At 41.7% G+C, this 19168-nt stretch carries 18 protein-coding genes and 1 tRNA gene; 7 read left to right on the forward strand and 12 right to left on the reverse strand.

Annotated elements, in window-relative coordinates; all coding sequences use genetic code 11:
• Positions 1-19: 19 nt before the first annotated feature.
• The 7 genes from E7X57_RS02395 to E7X57_RS02425 form a co-directional block, all read right to left on the reverse strand.
• Positions 20-811, reverse strand: a complete 792-nt coding sequence (locus tag E7X57_RS02395; RefSeq protein ID WP_135610147.1) for an ABC transporter permease — start codon at positions 809-811, stop codon at positions 20-22.
• Between the two features lie 6 nt (positions 812-817).
• The gene (locus E7X57_RS02400) at positions 818-1699 is read right to left on the reverse strand and encodes an ABC transporter ATP-binding protein (protein WP_244603568.1); all 882 of its coding nucleotides are present in this window, start codon (positions 1697-1699) and stop codon (positions 818-820) included.
• Between the two features lie 179 nt (positions 1700-1878).
• Complete coding sequence (locus tag E7X57_RS02405; RefSeq protein ID WP_135610149.1) at positions 1879-2076, reverse strand: helix-turn-helix transcriptional regulator; 198 nt, start codon at positions 2074-2076, stop codon at positions 1879-1881.
• Positions 2073-2846, reverse strand: coding sequence for a DUF2178 domain-containing protein (locus E7X57_RS02410; protein ID WP_135610151.1), 774 nt, complete (start codon positions 2844-2846; stop codon positions 2073-2075). The genes E7X57_RS02405 and E7X57_RS02410 overlap by 4 nt, the downstream gene beginning before the upstream one ends.
• A 314-nt stretch (positions 2847-3160) precedes the next feature.
• Positions 3161-3235, reverse strand: a tRNA-Pro gene (locus tag E7X57_RS02415).
• A gap of 80 nt (positions 3236-3315) precedes the next feature.
• Positions 3316-4035 carry a 3,4-dihydroxy-2-butanone-4-phosphate synthase gene (ribB, locus tag E7X57_RS02420; protein WP_135610153.1) on the reverse strand — a complete coding sequence of 240 codons (720 nt, stop codon included), beginning with the start codon at positions 4033-4035 and terminating at the stop codon, positions 3316-3318.
• A 4-nt stretch (positions 4036-4039) separates the two neighbouring features.
• A complete protein-coding gene (locus E7X57_RS02425) occupies positions 4040-4711 on the reverse strand; it encodes a winged helix-turn-helix domain-containing protein/riboflavin kinase (protein WP_135610305.1) in 672 nt (223 codons plus the stop codon).
• Between the two features lie 190 nt (positions 4712-4901).
• On the opposite strand from E7X57_RS02425, the gene E7X57_RS02430 reads away from it, so the two are divergent.
• Both E7X57_RS02430 and E7X57_RS02435 read left to right on the forward strand, forming a co-directional pair.
• A complete protein-coding gene (locus E7X57_RS02430) occupies positions 4902-5780 on the forward strand; it encodes an ion transporter (protein ID WP_135610155.1) in 879 nt (292 codons plus the stop codon).
• Positions 5781-5813: 33 nt separating this feature from the next.
• Positions 5814-7406: a hypothetical protein gene (locus E7X57_RS02435; RefSeq protein WP_135610157.1), complete on the forward strand. Its 1593-nt coding sequence runs from the start codon at positions 5814-5816 to the stop codon at positions 7404-7406.
• Positions 7407-7463: 57 nt separating this feature from the next.
• On the opposite strand, the gene E7X57_RS02440 is transcribed toward E7X57_RS02435, so the two are convergent.
• Positions 7464-8060, reverse strand: coding sequence for a hypothetical protein (locus E7X57_RS02440; RefSeq protein ID WP_135610159.1), 597 nt, complete (start codon positions 8058-8060; stop codon positions 7464-7466).
• Positions 8061-8297: 237 nt separating this feature from the next.
• Between E7X57_RS02440 and E7X57_RS02445 the strand changes: the two genes are divergently transcribed.
• The 3 genes from E7X57_RS02445 (at position 8298) to E7X57_RS02455 (ending at position 10416) form a co-directional block, all read left to right on the forward strand.
• A complete protein-coding gene (locus E7X57_RS02445; protein ID WP_135610161.1) occupies positions 8298-8699 on the forward strand; it encodes a DUF3795 domain-containing protein in 402 nt (133 codons plus the stop codon).
• A 124-nt stretch (positions 8700-8823) separates the two neighbouring features.
• Positions 8824-9717 carry a formylmethanofuran--tetrahydromethanopterin N-formyltransferase gene (gene fhcD / locus E7X57_RS02450; protein WP_135610163.1) on the forward strand — a complete coding sequence of 298 codons (894 nt, stop codon included), beginning with the start codon at positions 8824-8826 and terminating at the stop codon, positions 9715-9717.
• Positions 9718-9819: 102 nt separating this feature from the next.
• Positions 9820-10416 (forward strand): transglutaminase family protein, encoded by a 597-nt coding sequence (locus E7X57_RS02455; protein ID WP_135610165.1) that lies wholly within the window; start codon positions 9820-9822, stop codon positions 10414-10416.
• Between the two features lie 16 nt (positions 10417-10432).
• On the opposite strand, the gene E7X57_RS02460 is transcribed toward E7X57_RS02455, so the two are convergent.
• The 3 genes from E7X57_RS02460 to mfnA all read right to left on the reverse strand — a co-directional run bounded on the left by E7X57_RS02460 (position 10433) and on the right by mfnA (position 14385).
• Positions 10433-11818, reverse strand: a complete 1386-nt coding sequence (locus tag E7X57_RS02460) for a TraB/GumN family protein (RefSeq protein ID WP_371413144.1) — start codon at positions 11816-11818, stop codon at positions 10433-10435.
• 17 nt (positions 11819-11835) lie between these two features.
• The gene (locus E7X57_RS02465; RefSeq protein ID WP_135610170.1) at positions 11836-12939 is read right to left on the reverse strand and encodes a M50 family metallopeptidase; all 1104 of its coding nucleotides are present in this window, start codon (positions 12937-12939) and stop codon (positions 11836-11838) included.
• 309 nt (positions 12940-13248) lie between these two features.
• The gene (gene mfnA / locus E7X57_RS02470) at positions 13249-14385 is read right to left on the reverse strand and encodes a tyrosine decarboxylase MfnA (protein ID WP_135610172.1); all 1137 of its coding nucleotides are present in this window, start codon (positions 14383-14385) and stop codon (positions 13249-13251) included.
• A 942-nt stretch (positions 14386-15327) separates the two neighbouring features.
• Between mfnA and E7X57_RS02475 the strand changes: the two genes are divergently transcribed.
• Positions 15328-16563, forward strand: coding sequence for an ORC1-type DNA replication protein (locus E7X57_RS02475; protein ID WP_135610173.1), 1236 nt, complete (start codon positions 15328-15330; stop codon positions 16561-16563).
• A gap of 77 nt (positions 16564-16640) precedes the next feature.
• Here E7X57_RS02475 and E7X57_RS02480 read toward each other — a convergent pair whose 3' ends face one another.
• The gene (locus E7X57_RS02480) at positions 16641-17195 is read right to left on the reverse strand and encodes a signal peptidase I (protein ID WP_135610175.1); all 555 of its coding nucleotides are present in this window, start codon (positions 17193-17195) and stop codon (positions 16641-16643) included.
• A 244-nt stretch (positions 17196-17439) separates the two neighbouring features.
• On the opposite strand from E7X57_RS02480, the gene E7X57_RS02485 reads away from it, so the two are divergent.
• A complete protein-coding gene (locus E7X57_RS02485; protein WP_135610177.1) occupies positions 17440-19164 on the forward strand; it encodes a DNA-directed DNA polymerase II small subunit in 1725 nt (574 codons plus the stop codon).
• The last annotated feature ends 4 nt before the right edge of the window (positions 19165-19168 follow it).

Consider the following 19168-nt stretch of genomic DNA (forward strand, 5'->3'; position numbering starts at 1 on the left):
AACCAGCACCAGCAACTTTTCAGACGACCAGCCTTTTCTTCATCATATTAACCGAGACCACGAAACCTATTGCACAGACAACTACTATCCACAGGAGATTTCCCAGCAGGAACCATCCCGGTGTTCCAAAGGTCAGTGCTCTTATTATGATCACAACGTGGGTCAGTGGCAATATTGCCAGTGCAATGTACTGTATGATCTCAGGCAAAACGTTCAGGGGGAAGAACGTTCCGCTGAAAAGGAACATCGGAGTTATGAACAGCAGTATCGGATAATTGATGGACATTATGTTCGGGGTGACCGCTGCAATGGTCATTCCAAGGCATGCGAAGAGTAAGCCTGCAAGGAAAGCGAACGGTATTATCAACAGTGAATGGGGAAAAGCTATGAGCCCAAACAATGCAATGACAGGAAGCATCAATGTTGCACTTATCGTGCTTCGGGTAGCGCCCCACAGCAGCTCTCCGATTATGACATCCTCGATGCTCAAGGGTGTTGCAATAATGGAATCGAAGGTCTTCTGGTAATACATCCTCACATAGGACCCGTAGCTGCATTCGAAAAAGGCACCATACATCACAGAGACAGAGATCAGTGCCGGAGCTATGAACTTCGCATAGGGGACGCCGTCTATCTCCTCAATGAACAGTCCCAGCCCGAACCCCATTGCGAAAAGGTAGAGCAGAGGCTCAATGAAAGGCGGAAGGAAATTGAGCTTGACGTTCTTCATGAAAACGTCCTTGTTCCGTCGCCAGACCTTGATCGCACCCGGTGTCAACTCCGGGATCTTGAAATACATGCCTATGTTCATCCGAACTCACTCCCTCAGTTTCCTGCCAGTAAGCTTCAGAAACACATCCTCAAGCGTCGATGCCCTTGCAGTAACACTGGTAAGCTCACACTCCGATAACAGATGATCTGTCACTTCCTGTGGGTTATCCGTATATATCTGAACTTCATCCCCGAGGATCTCATAGTTCGCCTGATGATTATCAAGACACGAGATAACATTAGGATCAGCTTCAGTTTCTACTATGGCAGGACCTATGTTCTCACTGATCATTTCTTCAGGACTGCCTTCCACCAGTATCTTACCATTATCCATGATCACGAGCCGGTCACACAACTGGGAAGCTTCTTCAAGATAATGCGTGGTAAGCACAATTGTCACTCCTTCCTTCTTGAGCCCCTTGAGCTTGTCCCACATCAAATGCCTCGACTGCGGGTCCAGCCCCACCGTAGGCTCATCCAGTATCAGCAATCTCGGTCTATTAATCAATGCCCGCGCCAGCACCAGCCGCCTCTTCATACCCCCGGAAAGCGACTCTGTCATCGTATCACTCTTCTCTTCCAGATGCACGAACTCAAGAAGCTCATCCACTCTCCTTCTGGCCTCAGCTTCAGGAATGTCAAAATATCGCGAAAAAACAAGGAGGTTCTCATAAACTGTAAAATCAGGATCAAGATTGTTCTCCTGCGGAACAACACCCATCCAAAACTTGATCTCACGCTGGTGATCGTTCACATCCATCCCGAAGACCTCCAGCTTGCCCGAGGTCATCGGAGAAATACACTGTATCATCCGCATGGTAGTGGTCTTGCCCGCACCATTGGGGCCCAGGAAACCGAACACTTCCCCTTCCTCCACAGAAAAGGCCACAGAATCCACAGCCAGAAAGTCCCCGAATACCTTCTTCAAATCCTCAGCTACGATAACAGCAGTAATGATACATCACCAGTTCTTGTCTATAATAAATAATTGCGATGAGACTTGATATAGGTTTCTCGGATATGTAAAATCCTCAACCAAAATATACTGATAATTTAATCTGCCTGCCAGGATTGTGTCTATAGTTCATTTGAAGACTTCTACAGAGCTCATTCTTCATCAAAAATAAATACATCCTCTATCTTTGAATCAAAAACCTTTGCAATGGTATAGGCTAATTTCAGGGATGGGTTGTACTTTCCCTTTTCCAGAAACAGGATCGTTTCTCTCCTGACACCAACCCTTTTCGCAAGCTCTTCCTGAGTGAGATCATACCTAGCCCGGAGTTCCTTGATTCTGGTTTTCATGGATCTGTCTCATAGCCTTTCTTATCATAATACCATTTGAGGATAGACCATGAGCCCATCGCGATAATAGCTAGAGGCGCACTCACATCCTTGTAAAGTATATCAGTGGACCAGTCTGTCACTGTAAGGATCGAAATACATATTAAAAGTATCAAGAAGGCATGATAGCCGGCTTTTTCATTAGTTCTTACAGACCTTTCATCACGTATAAAATATTCCCGGGGCTTTGTAGCAGTGTACAGGAATATTACCGTGAGCATTGATGCCATAATAATGAGTGCTGCACCGCCCCCGTAGAACTGGAATTGCCACAAAATCAGACCCAACAAGAACATTCCCAGAATTATAGCACATGTAGCCATCAGCACAATAATCGTGGCTTTTGCCGCTTTTCCTGAAACTTTTTCTGTCCGCTCATCATGATCAGGCTCCCCGGTTTTTTTGTGCCTGAGGTCGTAAATGAAGGAAATTAAAGCTCCAATAATCAGTAAAACCGGAAATATTATTGCCAGCGCTTCACGTGTTTCTGATTTGAACAAACCGAAAGTGTCTCCATAGATTATCATATCCCAGAGAATCAAAGCAGATAGCATCATTAACACAGCAATCGTACATATTACGACTATCCCTCTCACTTTTTCTGTCCTTGTCCTTACACCATGTTCATAATATCCGGTTCTTTTACGCCAGATGCTGTATATGGAGTGAACCATAATTCCTATTGAAATTCCAATAATTCCCGGCACATACCTGACCATATCCGCTTCCATTTGTCCATCTCCATGAAAGTTATCTAATTCAAACTATATGTTAGAGATATGCAACATTAAACATTTATAATTAATGCTATTTTGTTTTTTAATAATGATATGAGAAAATGTAAAGAAGAAGCTGCAGAAGAAAACATTCCTGCAAAATGAATCCCAATAATACCAAATGAAAAAGATAATGGAGAATATGCTTTACTTTGCTGGCAAGCCTTCCAATAAGAGGATAAAAGAACACAAAAATGACGGGATTTAATAAAAGTCCGCTTGAGCAACGCGAAGCGGACGCGGACTGCCGAGTCGCAATTCGGGTTTGATGGGGCCGCTGAGATTTGAACTCAAGTCGCAAGACCCCCAGCCTTGCAGGATGGACCAGGCTACCCTACGGCCCCACGGGGTCGAACTATAATAAGACTTTTCAGTATATCATTCTTTCTGAAAAAAAGGTAAAAAAGGGTGTGAAAGTAAAGCTTTAAGCTTTCTCCCACTGCTCATATGCATCCACGATCTCCTGTCCTTCAAGGAAGACAAGACCATGAAGCTGGGCATATTTTATTGCATCTTCTTTAGAGAGGGCCTTGCCGCTGGCATCGTCAAGCATTTCGCAGACCACCATTGCAGGTGTGACATCAGCCATCTTTGCAATGGCAATGGAGAGTTCGGTCTGTCCCCTGCGCTCATGGACCAACCTGTCAGCTGCACGCAGAAGTGCAACGTGGCCGGGTGTGCGGAATTCGGAACCAAAGTCCACATTCTCGCCATCAAGTACCTTTTCGGTGATGTTTGAGAGCTCGTTTATGGTCAGTGCCCTGTCATTATCAGGGATACCTGTGCGTGTTTTCCTGTGGTTCACCCAGATGGAGAATGAAGAGCGGCTGTCGTAGGCAAGATCGCCACCTCTTTCAACGGTAGTGCCAAGGGCAGGGTAGTTGTCAATTTCATCACGCAGGATATCGGAAATAAATGGAAGTCCAAGCTTTTCGGAAGAATCGCTATCCAGAGCTACACAGATCAATCCACCGCCGTCCCTGCGCATCCAGCGGACATCATCAGGAGTGACGGCTCCTGCAGCGATCACAAAATCGGTCTCTCCTTCACGACTGTCGGAATCGAAGATGAAGAACATCTCACCGTTCTGTGCGGCCTTCAATGCTTTGTTGATGTTATCAGTGTAATTTTCATTGGAACTCATAGGATCACTCACATGCGCTTCGGTCTTCTATTGTAATCTTTACTTCATCCCCGTCCTTGAGATCCAGTGTCTCCCTGAGATGGACAGGGGATATGATCTCCAGCAGATCATGGGGATAATGTGAACGTTCAGGTGTCACCACTGCACCGGGGATGCCTTCAACCTCCACAAAATAGCAGTTGCAGCTTCCAAAAGTACGCTGCCCGTTAGTAAAACCGGATATTTGTATCATATTCTTCAGATTTCTGTTCTTCTGTATGTCTGCACTATGATCGGTAAGTCTCACATTAAGCGTACCCGGATAAGGCACAAAGTCCAGCTTTTCCTCGAACTGGGAACGGTAACCTTCCTGGGCAATATAATACTGACCTTCACCAAGCCCTGTTATCACATTTCCATACAGCTCCACCTTCTTTTCATCTCCACAGAAGATGTGTCTGTAATCACTGTATTCTCTCTCAAGCCATGTGCGACCTTCATCGGTTATGGAGATCATCTGACCTTCAGGAATAATACTACGCTTGATCAGACCTTCCTCTTCAAGCTGTTTTAACGTTCTTGCAGCTGTCTTGGAACCGGTGGAAGTATATTTGGTAAACTCACTGGAAGAGATCTTAACAGGTCTCTTGAGTGCGCCCAGAAGGGCCAGGTGTTTCAAGGAATTTATGCGATGCATTTTCAGGACCTTTGTTGGCTCAAATATGAGATGCATCTCAAATATGAGATGAAAGGAAATAAATGTTTTGTTGAACCGGCCTGTAATTCAGAATGCTTTATAATACAATAAAGATATATTTGGTCTTAGGTTTCAGGTGCTACATGCATAATAGAACACAAGTCATTGCATTGTTTCTAAGAGAGGGATAATGGTATACAGATTGTGCAAAGAGGGGGAAAACAGACCAGATACTGACGGCTGGCGTTTGAAGCTCTACAAACTGATCTTTGAATCCTATTCTCCTTATGGAAAATATTTTGATGTTGCCTTGATTGCAGCAATAGTTCTGAGTGTTGTCGTGGTAATGCTCGACAGTGTCCACTCGATCAGCAGTGTTCACCATGAAAAGCTCTACATGGCAGAACTAATATTCACCGCCCTTTTTACCATTGAGTATTTCCTGAGGATCATTAGTGTCAAAAGCAAAGTGCGTTATGCAACCAGTTTTTTTGGGATAATCGATCTTCTTGCCATAATTCCAACTTATTTTAGCATGCTCCTGCCAGGAAGCCAGTATCTGCTAATAATAAGAGTATTGCGATTGCTAAGGATATTCAGGGTGCTCAAACTCGTCCAGTACCTCTCAGAGGCCGAAATACTGGTACAGGCTCTTAAAGACAGCAGTAAAAAGATAACTGTTTTCACATTTACTGTCCTGAACCTTGTAATAATATTAGGTTCTCTTATGTATGTCATTGAAGGAGAACAAAACGGATTTACAAGTATCCCACGAAGTATCTTCTGGGCTATAACAACACTGACAACTGTGGGATACGGAGACCTCGTACCTGTTACTCCGCTTGGCCAGGTACTGGCATCCGTTGTAATGTTACTCGGTTACTCCATAATAGCGGTTCCCACAGGCATCATTACCCATTCGATAATTAACAGGAGTATGGAAGCCATGCCTATAGAAATAGGCGAAGAAACAAAGGACATTGCATTGAACATCGTGTGCCACAACTGTGGGTTGCAGGGTCACGATACTGATGCTTACTATTGTAAATACTGTGGAGCAAAGCTTTGAAAAAAACCTCAGGATAAAGGATAGTGATAAAATATGGAGATCCTACTAACCACGATCATCGATACCACTCTGGTAATAGGTCTGACAGCAGCATTCCTGTTCTCTGATATGATGATACGCCACAACCTGAAAATGGACCTGTCAGGTATTGGTTCAGATCTTGCTATTGGAGCCTTTTCAGTTCAGATATCAATAATAGCAGCACTGTTGACAGGTGTAGTTACACCAGATATTGCCACCGATGGTATGCTTCTGGCTCTCTTTGGATCCCTATGGGCAACTACTCTCTGGCAAAGTTCGAAAAGAAATAAGGTCAATTACACGTTTTCATTCATAGCAGGCACCACCATATTTTCTATTTCCATAGCACACCTGCTGGAACTTAATGACCCGTCCTTACTGGGACTTGTAGTTGCCGTTGCTGTGTTCCTGGCCTATATCGGATCAACTATTACAAAGAACCTCTACAACGAGTCAATCTTAAAAGAGTTCGATGGCATGCTTAAAAATGTCACTTCCTATAACCTGATAGAGACTTCAACAAAAAACACATCAAGAGATGTAGATGACCCATTGTCCCCGGCTGTTGATAGTATTCGATGCGCTATCAGGGACAGTGATGAAGAGAAGTTCAGAACAGGATTGCAAAAGATCACCATCATCACAAAGAACCTAATGACAGGCGCAAAGGAAACCACAGAGATCACCAGACACGTGGATGCACATTTGCTTGAAATGGGACTCATTGCATTGGAAAATGACAGCAAGGCAACAAAAGATATTGTCAATGCCATTGGTACTATCGGAGCTTCAGCCTCAAAACACGGAAGTCAGGCTGGTGCTATCGAATCGCTGGCAACAATGTTATCCCTTTTCGGAGTGGCAAAAAGAAAACACAGAGAATATATACAATACCAGTTCGCAGGATCTGCGGGAGATATAGTAAGGACAGCTGCAAACCTGAAACATGAAAGCACCGTGGAAAAGGGTCTGATCATGTTCAGGGAGATAGGTGACAATGCTGTGTTTTCAGGGGACACATCCACAATGACAGCAGTAAATGAAGAAATGCTGGAACTTGCAAGAATAGCAGCAAATAAAGAACATGCACCTTATGCCAGATCGATAGTACTCACAATGCGTGATATTGGTACTCAGATCCTGAGACTGGAAAGCAACGAAAGGCAGGATGCTTTCAAAAAACTGATGGATTCCTTCAGGAGAATGAGTAAATTCATGCCCTATAGAGATGTGCTGGAGGTAAACTGGGCAATGCGTGACCTTGGAGTTGCAGCCTCACGCGAGCATTTTGAAAATGAAACCTTAAGGACCATAACAGAAATCGAAGAAATTGGAATTACAGCCCTTAAGAGCGAATCGAATGAAACGGCTGATGAAATGATCCAGCAGGTTATCATTTCACTTCAGGAGATATGCATATCTTCAATGCGTTCAGAACTTTCATTAGGTGTTACTGCAGTTGCAAATGCCTTTTCAAGAATTGAAAAATATGATGAAGCTGCTATTCTGATACAGGATTCTGTAATGGATATTGGAGAATACAAAACCGGCGAGGAAAAGTTCTATCAGCTTTTTTTACAGAACTATAGCGGGGAAACGTACTGACTCTTAATGAACTGTCTGAACGTCGAAGAGTAATGACTTTTGTAACATATTTTGTGATCAACTACAATCAGTAACGACTTTTTCAAATTCATCCGGTTTATCGGGATAAAACACAAAACTTTGATCCTTTGTATTCACCTTGAGTAAAGTAGAATGTTTGAGCCTTCTCTCTAGACTAAAAGATAATACTGAAAACATAGAAATTAACATAAATTTAGAGACGATTAAAAGAATTAACCCTTCTAGTGGAGCATTCTGCATTTGATATTCTTGAATATCAGAAAATGTACCATAGAAAAGATATCCTAATGTCAGTACCATAATCAGATACAATATACACCGAACCGCAAAGTTATAGTTACTTTTGATCAAGGTTTCTGCTATGTCTTGTTTATTCAGGATTGTAGAACCAAAAAGGGACCGGTGAATTTTTATCATATCGTTTGTCACCTCCACAGTAGTGCGGTCCCATAGAAATAATGCCATAATAACCAGATACCATGTAATATAGCCTAATATCTCAAAAATATCAATGAAAATACCCAGAATCAAAAAGAAATATGCTATCATTAGAAGACTGATCATCTTCGCCCAGCTGTAATCTCTGATTATATCCACGCGAACTATTTGTCCCGGGTTGGGTTGCATGTCCATTTTGAATCCCCACATTTTATTAACAATGCCCCTCTGCTCTTCATTGTTTTATACAAAAATACTAAAACTTTCTATAATTATTTCATCTTATTTCATTAAAACCAAATTCATATATAAATTTTATGACAAAGAGCTGAACTGGAAATCTACGGGATTTTTTGAATTCTCCATTAGAATGCGCTATTTACATCTATGGGAACTATATGTATAGTTTGAAAAATAAAATAGTATAGTACCATGGAAACCTCGGACGATCTTTCACTTATAGCCCCATGCGGAATGAATTGTGGCATCTGCATAGCTTACCTGAGGGAGAAAAATAAGTGCCCCGGATGTAGAGGATTAGATGTTACTCGCTCCAAATGCAAACAGATCAAGCACTGTCCTACTTTTGAAAATGGCAGGGCACAATTCTGTTTTGAGTGTGAAAAGTTCCCCTGCAGCAGATTGAAACACTTAGATGAAAGGTATCGAACCAAATACAATATGAGCATGATCGAAAATCTCGAATATATCAAAAAATTTGGTTTAAAAGAATTTGTTGCAAATGAAAAGACGAGATGGACCTGTCCTGAATGTGGAGGAACTATTTGTGTACATGGAGGAGCCTGTTCCAGCTGTGGAAAAAAGAAAGAATGAGTTCTTTGAAATACGCTAATCTGACATTCGACCCTAAGAATATGTTAATCGCTATGGACATAACATATATGTATTTTAATAGTCTTCTAAACCATACTAAATAATCAATTATATAGGTGTTTTAATGGAACTTAACGGAGTAGAGATCGAAGATACATTCGCAGAGGCCTTTCCAATCAAAATGGCCCGTGTACTGATCACAGCCGCAACAATGCGCTGGGCAACAGTTGCAGCTCAGGAAGCAACCGGATTCGGAACATCCGTCATTGGATGCCCTGCTGAAGCCGGCATTGAGATGTACGTAGACGGCAGTGAGACACCAGACGGCAGACCTGGTGTTTACATACAGATCTACACCTTCGGATACAAGTCACTTGAAGGCCAGCTTCTGGAGCGCATTGGCCAGTGTATCCTGACAGCACCAACAACCGCAGTGTTCAACGGTTTCCCTGATGCAGAGAAGCAGTTTGACACCGGAAATAAGCTCAGGTACTTCGCAGACGGAACAGAATCCCAGACAGAGGTCGGCGGCCGCAAGATGCACGTGATCCCAATGATGGAGGGTGACTTCCTTGTAGAAGATTCCATTGGTGGAATAGAAGCTATTGCAGGTGGAAATTTCTTCATCTTCGCAGACTCACAGATGAACGCTCTTACAGCAGCAGAAAATGCAGTTGATTCCATCCAGGCTGTCGAGGGTGTAGTCACACCATTCCCAGGCGGAATCGTTGCAAGTGGTTCCAAAGCAGGAGCAAACAACTACAAGTTCCTCAAGGCAACAGCTAACGAGAAGTTCTGCCCAAGCATCAAGGACCAGGTAGAAGGTTCAGAGATCCCTGCAGATGTCAACTGTGTCTATGAGATCGTCATCAACGGTGTAGATGCAGACGCGATCAACGAAGCAATGGCAGCAGGTATCGAAGCAGCTGTAACAGTTCCAGGTGTCAAGAAGATCACCGCAGGTAACTACGGCGGAAACCTCGGACCACACAAATTCAACCTGCACGACCTCTTATAAGGTCGTTCTTTTTTCTCTTTTCTTTTTAGGTTTCTTTTAGGATTTCTGCTCAGACTTTTCTAAACCATTACATTTAAGTCTTAGAATTTCACAGGTGAAACCATGCAGGAATACCTACGTTCTACTGAGATAATCGACTGGGACCATCCGAAAGTCGAAAAGCTGGCAAAAGAACTTGCTTTCGGGCTGGACGATGTCGTCGAAATAACAAAGAACTGTTTTGAGTGGGTAAGGGATGAGATATATCACAGTCATGACCACTGCATGAACCCTATTACACTGAAAGCTTCAGAGGTACTGGAAGCAGGTACTGGTTATTGTTATGCAAAAAGCCATCTGCTTGCAGCTTTATTGAGAGCAAGTTCTATTCCCACCGGGCTTTGCTACCAGCGTCTGAGCAGGGATGAAAATGGTGAACCGTTCTGCCTTCACGGATTAAATGCTGTCTACCTGCCTGAGATCGGATGGTATCGCATCGATGCAAGAGGGAATAAGAAAAGCGTTGATGCACAGTTCACCCCTCCGGAAGAAAAACTTGCATACGAAATAAAGGTAGAGGGCGAAGCTGACCTTCCTGAGATATGGGCAGACCCGTTACCTGTTATTATTGATGTGCTGACAAAATATGATAATTATGAAGATGTCTGGGAAAATCTTCCTGATATTCCACTGATACAAAAACCATCATCAAAAAGATAATGAGCAATAGGTCACTTCAAAGACCTATCGCTGTAAGACCTGCACTGATCAAGTCTATTGGATTCTGCCCTGTCACCTGAACCATAACATAAACTCCAAGGAACGTACCTATGGTACTTCCAATATTGGCAAATGCAGCTACCATGATCACTCGGAAGAAATTGTTCTTCTGAAGCTCTTTGAAACTTTCAAGCTTGACAACTTCCTTAAGGTCTTCAGTGGTAGGTTTCCTCTGTTTAGCTTCCATCAGTCCTGCGAACCATCCTGCTGCCATCATCGGATTCAGGGATGTGAGCCATGCCACAAGGAAAGCAGTGATGATAGAATACGGATGTCCTTTTGCAAGGGCAGCTCCGAGGGAACTTAAGATTCCGTTTATGATGAACCACCAGCCAAAAGCCAGAAGCAACAACTCGATCGGTGTACCTGACATTATCAGCAACACGAAGGTTGCAATGGCCAGAGCGACGATACCAATTCCAATTATCTTCATGAAATTGAAACGCTTCTGGGGAAGTTCAGTAAGTGAGGACATCGGAGGTATGGACTTTGGATCCTTGAGATATTTCTCAACACCTGTCTTATGCCCGGCACCAAGAACTGTAACTATCTTCTTATTGCCTCCTTTGGCGATCTTGACGAGATTTCCTGCAATGTAAGCATCTCTCTCATCGATCAGAACAGCGGCAGCATTCGGAGACGCAGCACGCAGCTCATCTGTGAGCATGGTAACCATGTCCTGATTGGTGATGTTATCAATATCAATGTTCTTTGATGAGCCGATCCCTAAAGCAGATGCAACAAGAGTTACAACAATATTCAGTTTTTCAAAGAATCCCATCTTGCTCCAGAAACGCTGCAGGGTCAACTGGATATCACGATCAACAAGAGCAACTTGTGCTCCACTGGCTTCTGCGGCCTCGATAGCAGTGATCATCTCAGCACCAGGCTGGACACCCATTTCATCCCCGATCTTCTTCTGCACATAGGCAAGCAACAGGTGTACAAGGAAATAGTAGATCTTACCACCGCTTAGAATATCCTTGATGGGAATCTCCGAATCCTTAACTTCACCTTTCAGTGAATCATATCTGCTTTTGCAAAGCTCTACGGCCACTATATCCGGTTTCTCGCGCTCAATGGTATCTTTTACTTCATTGACGCTCTTTTCTGAAACATGTGCGGTTCCCACGATGATGATCTGGGAAGGTTGGGGAGCGGGCTGAAGAGCATCCGGTTGCTTTACCATGGGAGCAAGAGAAGGCGTCTGTGAAAAAGTTGCATCGCCCTGGCCTGAATAGGTCGAACCCGATACCGTATCGTAATTATAATTAGAAGCAGCTTTCTGAGAATCCGTGATGAACTGGTCATCTGATTTCTCTTCTGCTGTTTTGTAGGTCATACTGTCCATTTTCTACATCACTCGTTCAATAACATCATTGTATGCATCAGGTCGGTCCTGGAAAGAATACCAGACACAGAACCACTTTCATCGACCACCAATACTCTGCCAATGTTGTTAGAGACCATCAGCTTAAAAGCATCTGCGGCAGTCGCCTCTTTTGGTATTGTTACAATATCTTTTGTCATAACATCGGACACCAATATACTGTAACGGTCCAGAGGCATTACCTTGCGTACATCTGTAAATGTAATGATACCTTTTAAAGTGTTGTGTTCTATCACAGGATATCCCATATGTTTCTTTTCGAACATGAACTGGGTCAGGTCATCTATTGTCAATGATGGCTCCACCGAAACTATATCCTTTGTCATAACCTCACTGACAGGTACTTTTTCAAGGGTCACTGTAACAGCTGTGGAACGGTCTTCACCTGATGCCCCCATGTAAACAAAGATAGCAATAAGGATCAGCCATGGGTTCCAGGGATTTGACAACAGACCCAGAAATCCCAGAAGGAACGCGAACATCTTACCGACACCTGCTGCTGCATGGGTTGCCTGTATGTAGGGCATTTTCCCTGCAAACCATGCACGGAGTATACGTCCGCCGTCCATAGGAAAAGCAGGGAGCAGATTGAACATACCAAGGACTATGTTGATGGAACCTAACATCTGTACCAATCTGAATATGACCGAATCTGCAAACGAAGCAATAGCACTTGCTGCCGCAAAATTAAGCAGAAGCAATGAACCTCCAATAATAAAACTGACCAAAGGTCCTGCAAAAGCCATCTTTGCTTCCTGTTTCGGGTCTCTTGGGATCTCCTCCATGGAAGAGACGCCACCTATCAGGAATAAAGTTATATCTGTGATCTTAACACCGTACTTCTTTGCAAGATAAGAATGGCCCAGCTCGTGAAGCAGAACACAACCAAAGAGAAGTATAGTTGTCAAAAAAGATAAGGCGTATCCCAATGATACCGGCACTATGTCACTAAAACCATATGGTGCCGGGTTCATGGCAAAAATGATTGCAAAGAACGGAAGAACTAAAAGAAATGTTATGTGTATCTTAATAGGGATACCGATAATTGTTCCAATTTTGAAAGAATTTGCCATAGATATAAATTTTGGCTTTATTGTATTTAGTATTATCTGGAAAACACTTTTAGTGCTCGCATTTAAGATAATGTGATCAATACTTGATAACATGATTTTTTAAAATAATACTTTCACCCCGCTTGGCTTAAGAGTATATATGCTCATGTCATAGGTAGTATTAGCCACGGATTCGATGGACACACGCCTTTACAAGTTTCAAGGCTAGGTGCCATCGAACCATCCCCTCAATCCGTGCAATTTTAAAACTTAAACCAAAATTAAATAGAATGAATTGAAAAATTGATCAAAAATAAACTGATCTTTTCATCAGATCAGTTTTTCAAGATCATTCAGGAAAAGTTCGATCGTACTATTATTAATGTGAGGCATGATCACCAGACGCAGAGCCCGGGGGTTTCGTGTTATTGAAACATGCCAGCCGAATTCATCAAGCAATCTTTTTCTAATATTATCAGAATCCGGAACCTGAAGCGCTACAATATTCATAACAGGATCAATGACAGTTTCGATGCCAAGCGCTTTAGCACCCGAAACGATATCTTCTGTTTTTTCCATACATTGATCAATCACATGCCTGTACCCTTCTCTTCCAAGATGTTTCATCACAGCATATGTTGAAGCCACTGCTGCACCACTTCTGGTACCTGTGAGTGAATATTGTTTACTGATGCTCAGATATGGAGTGTGTATCTCAAGATCATCCAGATATTCAGTTTCACGGAACAGTAATCCTCCTGAAGGAATAGTGCTCAAGCCCATCTTGTGAGGATCAATGGTCATTGAAGTTACACCTTCAACCTCAAAATCATAACGATAATCCAGATCCATAAATGGAAGGACAAAACCACCAAATGCAGCATCAACATGCAAAAAAAGATCTTTCTCAAGAGCAATCTCTGAAAGTTGTTCAATAGGATCTATCTGACCAAATTCTGTTGTTCCTGCTATACCAACAAGACCTATTGTATTCTCATCTATCAATGATTTTACAACTTTTAGATCAACTTTTAGGAATTTATCAAGTGAAGCTTTCCTTATTTCTATTCCTGACAGATCAGCAACTTTGTCAAACGAAAAATGTGCAGACTCAGGCATTACAACATTTGGTTTTTTAATATCACGACAGGAATTTACCATGGATCTTATTGCCTGTATATTAGATTCGGTTCCACCAGTTGTTAAATAACCGCATTTTTCAGGATCATTGGTATGGTGTAAAAGAGAACCGAACATCCTGAGGACTTCTTTTTCAAGACCGTAAGTTCCAGGGAAAAGACCAGGATCTCCCATATTAGCTTCAATGAAATTTGTATGTGCTAAAACTGCAATTTCATGTGGATAAGTACACATAGAACTTAGAACACGATCATAACTAGTATCTGCTGATTTAGCGTTTTTTAAGATAGAGAGGATCTCATCTCTGCATATTCCGGTTTTTTCCATGAATTCTCGTTTAATAGAACATATAACCTGTTTAAAACGATTTTGTTCAAAATAAGATAATAGTGGTGATGGTTTTCACTTTTTTGTTAGGATTTTTGACGTGAAAATGTTATTTACATTAAAAATCACAAATCGGCTTCAAAATTTGAATGTACCTTTTGTTTGAACTTTTTATGATTCTGTTCATTTTTGTTATGTCCATGATTTTTATTATATTGTTACCTTTTATGACTTTTGAATTTTAATTTAATCGCTAATTCTTTTTTGGCAATAATTTAGATCCTATTTTTGAAGTCATTTTTTGCTTTGACATTTTTTTTGTTGCAGTAGGGGGGTCACCCCATCATTTCGACTGGAATATTTTAGTTATTTTTTGTAATCTTATCTTTTTCTTAAGAAACCTTTATTACCTATTACTCTTATATTCGGAACACCTTGTTTTTTTAACATAATAAAAAATATGTTCTCTTATTTTTTTCTGCATTCCAGTCGAAACCATAGGGTCACCCTTCTTTATATAGTTTCCATGAGAAATAGAGGGGTCTAGTTCCAAATGAAACATTTTTTAAAAAAATGTATATAAAGAAAAGGTTTAACTAAAAAATAAGATTATTCATTACAACCTGTTTTTGTTATTATTTCTTTAAATTTATAAAGAACTGCAATGGAAATAAAGGGGTTATAACCATAAGGGTTAATAAGGTACACTTCCATTGGATCGTGTGGAAAATTTAAGGGTCACATTTTGATATATTCATGTAACATTCAGTTTGCTTATGAATTATTTCAGATGTGAATTTGTAGCAGGTAGTACAGTATCATAGTAAATTAATAACAGCTCTAGACCAATTAGCATGACGTTTCTTATTTAGTAGGATCATTGTTATGCTTTAGGTTTATTTGCTATCCAATCTCATCACACATATATATGGAAGGTTAAAAATGGAGAACAAATCATTAGATGGCTTATTTGAAGACTTATTACATAATGAATCTCTTTTTAAGAATAAAGAAGTTTTGAGACCTTCATATACGCCTGCATCCCTTCCTCACAGAACTGAGCAGGTGAACACTCTTGCTACTATTCTTGTTTCGGCACTTAGGGGAGATACACCTTCAAACATTCTTATCTATGGAAAAACAGGTACTGGTAAAACAGCTGTTGCTCGCTATGTTGGTATTGAGCTTGAAAGGAAAAGTGATGGTATCAATATTGATTGTTCTGTCCTGTATCTAAACTGTGAGGTAATTGATACACAATACAGGCTGCTGGCAAACCTTGCAAAACATTTCGGTGAAGATATTCCTATGACCGGTTGGCCGACTGATCAGGTATTCACAAAGTTCAAAGAAGCTATTGATTCAAAAAAGCAGGTTATAATAATTATTCTTGATGAGATCGATAAACTTGTGAAGAAAGGTGATGATGTTCTGTACAATCTTTCTCGTATCAATACTGATCTTAAAAATGCGAAGGTCAGTATGATCGGTATTTCTAATGACCTGAAATTTACGGAATTCCTTGATCCAAGGGTAAAAAGTTCACTTGGGGAAGAAGAGATCATTTTCCCTCCTTATGATGCTGAACAGATCAGTGATATCCTGAGGCAAAGAGCATCCATTGCATACAAAGAAGAGGTGCTTGACGAAATGGTAATTCCCCTGTGTTCTGCCTTTGCAGCCCAGGAACATGGTGATGCAAGGCGTGCACTTGATCTTTTGAGAGTTGCCGGTGAACTTGCTGAGCGTGAGAATGAAACGCATGTTGGTGAAGTACACGTAAGAATGGCTCAGGAAAAGATAGAGATCGATCGTATCGTGGAAGTTGTCAGAACTTTACCCACACAGTCAAAATTATCTCTCTATAGTGTCATGCTTTTGAGGAACAATGGCCACAGGAATGTGACTACAGGGGAAGTATACAACGTTTATCGTCAGTTGTGTGTGAATGTTGATATGGACATCCTGACGCAAAGAAGGGTCACTGACCTGATCTCGGAACTGGATATGCTGGGTATTCTTAATGCGGTGGTCGTAAGCAAAGGGCGTTATGGAAGAACAAAAGAGATCGTCCTGAGCGTACCGATTGAAAGCACACGCCGCGTACTTCTTGAGGATTACAGACTGGGAATGCTTGCAGGTTTCAAACCGGTGATCACAGCACAGATGCATCTTTGATGCATCATACGCTTTGTTCAAAAAGGAAGAAAAAAGGAAAATAAGATTACATTTATAACTGTATTACAACAGGAAAATTATGAAAGCATAAGCCTTAGATGGCCTGCATATGGTATCCTGTATCTTGCAATTCCAATGACCCATTCTTCTTTTACAGGTTGAAGATAACTTATCTGCCCCTGCTGGTCATAGTACATGTTTGTCCTTTCGTTATCACCTTTAGTGATGTAACCACTATGTGGTGCAATTGGACCGCTTTCCCACATACTTTCCCCGGCTTCAACAAAGTACATGGCCCTGTGTATGATCGGGGTAACATCTTCCTGTCCGTAAGGGCGGTAAAGTATAACGTCACCTTCTTTTTCGAAGGATATGTAATTTGGAGCAGCATCCTGATTAGTTATTATTTGTGTCCTGTCTATGTTTTCAATGAAAATTATATCCCCGATCTTCATATGGGGTTCCATACTTCCGGATTCAACAGCAACCATAGGTGTCCACATCCCAAATAACGCCTGGGAAATGACTGCAAATGCCAGAACGGCCAGAATTACAGAAACAATGTCCCTTGAGAGGGATATCCAGAATTTATCACTCGTTCTGAATGTATGGAATGAGGCTTTTATGTCCATATTATCTTTGAAATAATAGAATCTGATTAGTTAAAAAATTTGGTATTGATACATTCATTACGTAGCCTATTTATTTTATAGGAGTGCTTTTGTTTGATGCAAGGGTTGACATACTAATTACAACTTAGTTCCTAAAGATTGAACTAATAGGAAATAATACAGAATTCAATTGTTTGTCAATTGTAAGAATCGAATGAAATTTTTTAAAAACTGCTAAATTCCACTGGTAATTTCAGGTCCAACAATGAAAGAGATCAATGTTCAGGAAGCTTTTTTAGAAGCCGGGTATCAGATCAGCCCTGAAGCTGTAGATCTGATCGCATCTCACAGTTCACCAAAGGACCTGGTTTGTTACATCCTTGGACATATCGATGAGTCGGTGTTTGTTATTGAAATCGAACACATTGATATTCCGTCCTTTGAATCTGAATATTCGACCGGTCAGAAAGCTGACTCTGGAGCAGCTTCAGAGGCTTCTTCACAGATTTGTTCACCGGTCTCACAGAATTCAGAGGCTACTTTTGGGGAAGTGCCTTTAGAGCCAGTGATATCACCTTCATCGGATATATCTAAAAATGAATCTAAAGTTACATGTGAAGTATCTTCATCCACTTTTTCACCCTCAAAAAAATATTCTTCTTCGTTTCCATCTGGTTATGGAAGTAAGAGATCATCGGATACCGGTATTCATACCAATTCCAATGGCAATGACAATGTCAACAACATCAATATAATGTCTGATATCACGGACATGTCAACATGTGTTGGCGAATATATGGAATTCGTCCAGTATTTCAGGAACAGGTATAGCAAGCTCAGTGACATGATCCGTGGAAGGATAACTGCCAGACCAATTGAGAGCCTTAACAAGAACCGCAAGCATGGAAGCGGGTTAAAGCGGAGCGGAGGTGGTGATTACAGTGAAGTTTCTATCATTGGAATGGTATCCGAGGTAAGGAGTACTGCAAATGGCCATAAGATGCTGCAGCTGGAAGATCCCACAGGTTCTTTTCTGGTGCTTGTGCATCAGGCGGAGAAAGATCTGTTCGAAGAGGCCAGCAAGATAATTCTGGACGAGGTTATTGGGATCACCGGTTCCCTGACCAATGATGGCAGTCTTATTATTGCAAAGAAGTTAATCCTCCCAGACCTTCCGAACATCTCACATAGGAGGGAAGGTACTTGGGGCAAAGCAGTGTTCACATCTGATGTTCATATCGGAAGCTCGACCTTCCTTGAAAAAGAATGGTGCGGTTTCCTTGATTTTCTCAATGGAAAGTGTGACAATGAGCAAATGAGAGAGCTTTCCAAAGATATCCGGTTCCTTGTGATAGCAGGCGATCTGGTCGATGGGATCGGAATTTTTCCGGGGCAGGAACATGAGCTGGACATTCTTGACATCTATGATCAGTATGCAAAGGCTGCTGAATACTTCAGTCAGGTACCGGAACATATTCAGATAATAATATCACCCGGAAACCACGATGCAGTCCGTCAGGCAGAGCCACAGCCCCGTTTTCCGGAGCGCATAACTTCTCTTTTTGAGGATAGGATCATTTTTGTGGGAAATCCTGCATTGGTGGACCTTGATGGTGTTCAGGTCCTGATGTATCATGGGCGTTCCATCGATGACCTGGTGGCATCGGTTCCGGGAGTTTCCTATCAGGAGCCTGAAAAGGCAATGATAGAGATGTTAAAGCGCAGGCATCTTTCTCCTATATATGGAAGCAGGGTTTCCATTGCACCGGAAAAACAGGACCATTTTGTAATTGATACAATACCCGATATCCTTCATTGTGGGCATGTTCATACCATAGGTATTGGAAGATACAAGAATGTCCTTGCGATAAATTCCGGTACATGGCAGTCACAGACAGAGTTCCAGAAGAGAGTAAATTTAATGCCAACCCCTGCTCAGGTTCCGATCGTGGACCTTTCCACTCTCAGGACAACCCTTCTGCACTTCTGAAATG

Origin of the sequence: Methanococcoides sp. AM1, from assembly GCF_900774055.1 — an archaeon.
Classification (GTDB): Archaea; Halobacteriota; Methanosarcinia; order Methanosarcinales; family Methanosarcinaceae; genus Methanococcoides.

Coding starts and splice junctions, on each gene's coding strand:
- E7X57_RS02405 (WP_135610149.1), bottom strand. CDS start 2,076: ATGAAAACCAGAATCAAGGAACTCCGGGCTAGGTATGATCTCACTCAG.
- E7X57_RS02465 (WP_135610170.1), bottom strand. CDS start 12,939: ATGGCAAATTCTTTCAAAATTGGAACAATTATCGGTATCCCTATTAAG.
- E7X57_RS02485 (WP_135610177.1), top strand. CDS start 17,440: ATGAAAGAGATCAATGTTCAGGAAGCTTTTTTAGAAGCCGGGTATCAG.
- E7X57_RS02430 (WP_135610155.1), top strand. CDS start 4,902: ATGGTATACAGATTGTGCAAAGAGGGGGAAAACAGACCAGATACTGAC.
- E7X57_RS02395 (WP_135610147.1), bottom strand. CDS start 811: ATGAACATAGGCATGTATTTCAAGATCCCGGAGTTGACACCGGGTGCG.
- E7X57_RS02455 (WP_135610165.1), top strand. CDS start 9,820: ATGCAGGAATACCTACGTTCTACTGAGATAATCGACTGGGACCATCCG.
- ribB (WP_135610153.1), bottom strand. CDS start 4,035: ATGAGTTCCAATGAAAATTACACTGATAACATCAACAAAGCATTGAAG.
- E7X57_RS02440 (WP_135610159.1), bottom strand. CDS start 8,060: ATGGACATGCAACCCAACCCGGGACAAATAGTTCGCGTGGATATAATC.
- E7X57_RS02445 (WP_135610161.1), top strand. CDS start 8,298: ATGGAAACCTCGGACGATCTTTCACTTATAGCCCCATGCGGAATGAAT.
- E7X57_RS02460 (WP_371413144.1), bottom strand. CDS start 11,818: ATGACCTACAAAACAGCAGAAGAGAAATCAGATGACCAGTTCATCACG.
- E7X57_RS02475 (WP_135610173.1), top strand. CDS start 15,328: ATGGAGAACAAATCATTAGATGGCTTATTTGAAGACTTATTACATAAT.
- fhcD (WP_135610163.1), top strand. CDS start 8,824: ATGGAACTTAACGGAGTAGAGATCGAAGATACATTCGCAGAGGCCTTT.
- E7X57_RS02480 (WP_135610175.1), bottom strand. CDS start 17,195: ATGGACATAAAAGCCTCATTCCATACATTCAGAACGAGTGATAAATTC.
- E7X57_RS02410 (WP_135610151.1), bottom strand. CDS start 2,846: ATGGAAGCGGATATGGTCAGGTATGTGCCGGGAATTATTGGAATTTCA.
- E7X57_RS02425 (WP_135610305.1), bottom strand. CDS start 4,711: ATGCATCGCATAAATTCCTTGAAACACCTGGCCCTTCTGGGCGCACTC.
- mfnA (WP_135610172.1), bottom strand. CDS start 14,385: ATGGAAAAAACCGGAATATGCAGAGATGAGATCCTCTCTATCTTAAAA.
- E7X57_RS02435 (WP_135610157.1), top strand. CDS start 5,814: ATGGAGATCCTACTAACCACGATCATCGATACCACTCTGGTAATAGGT.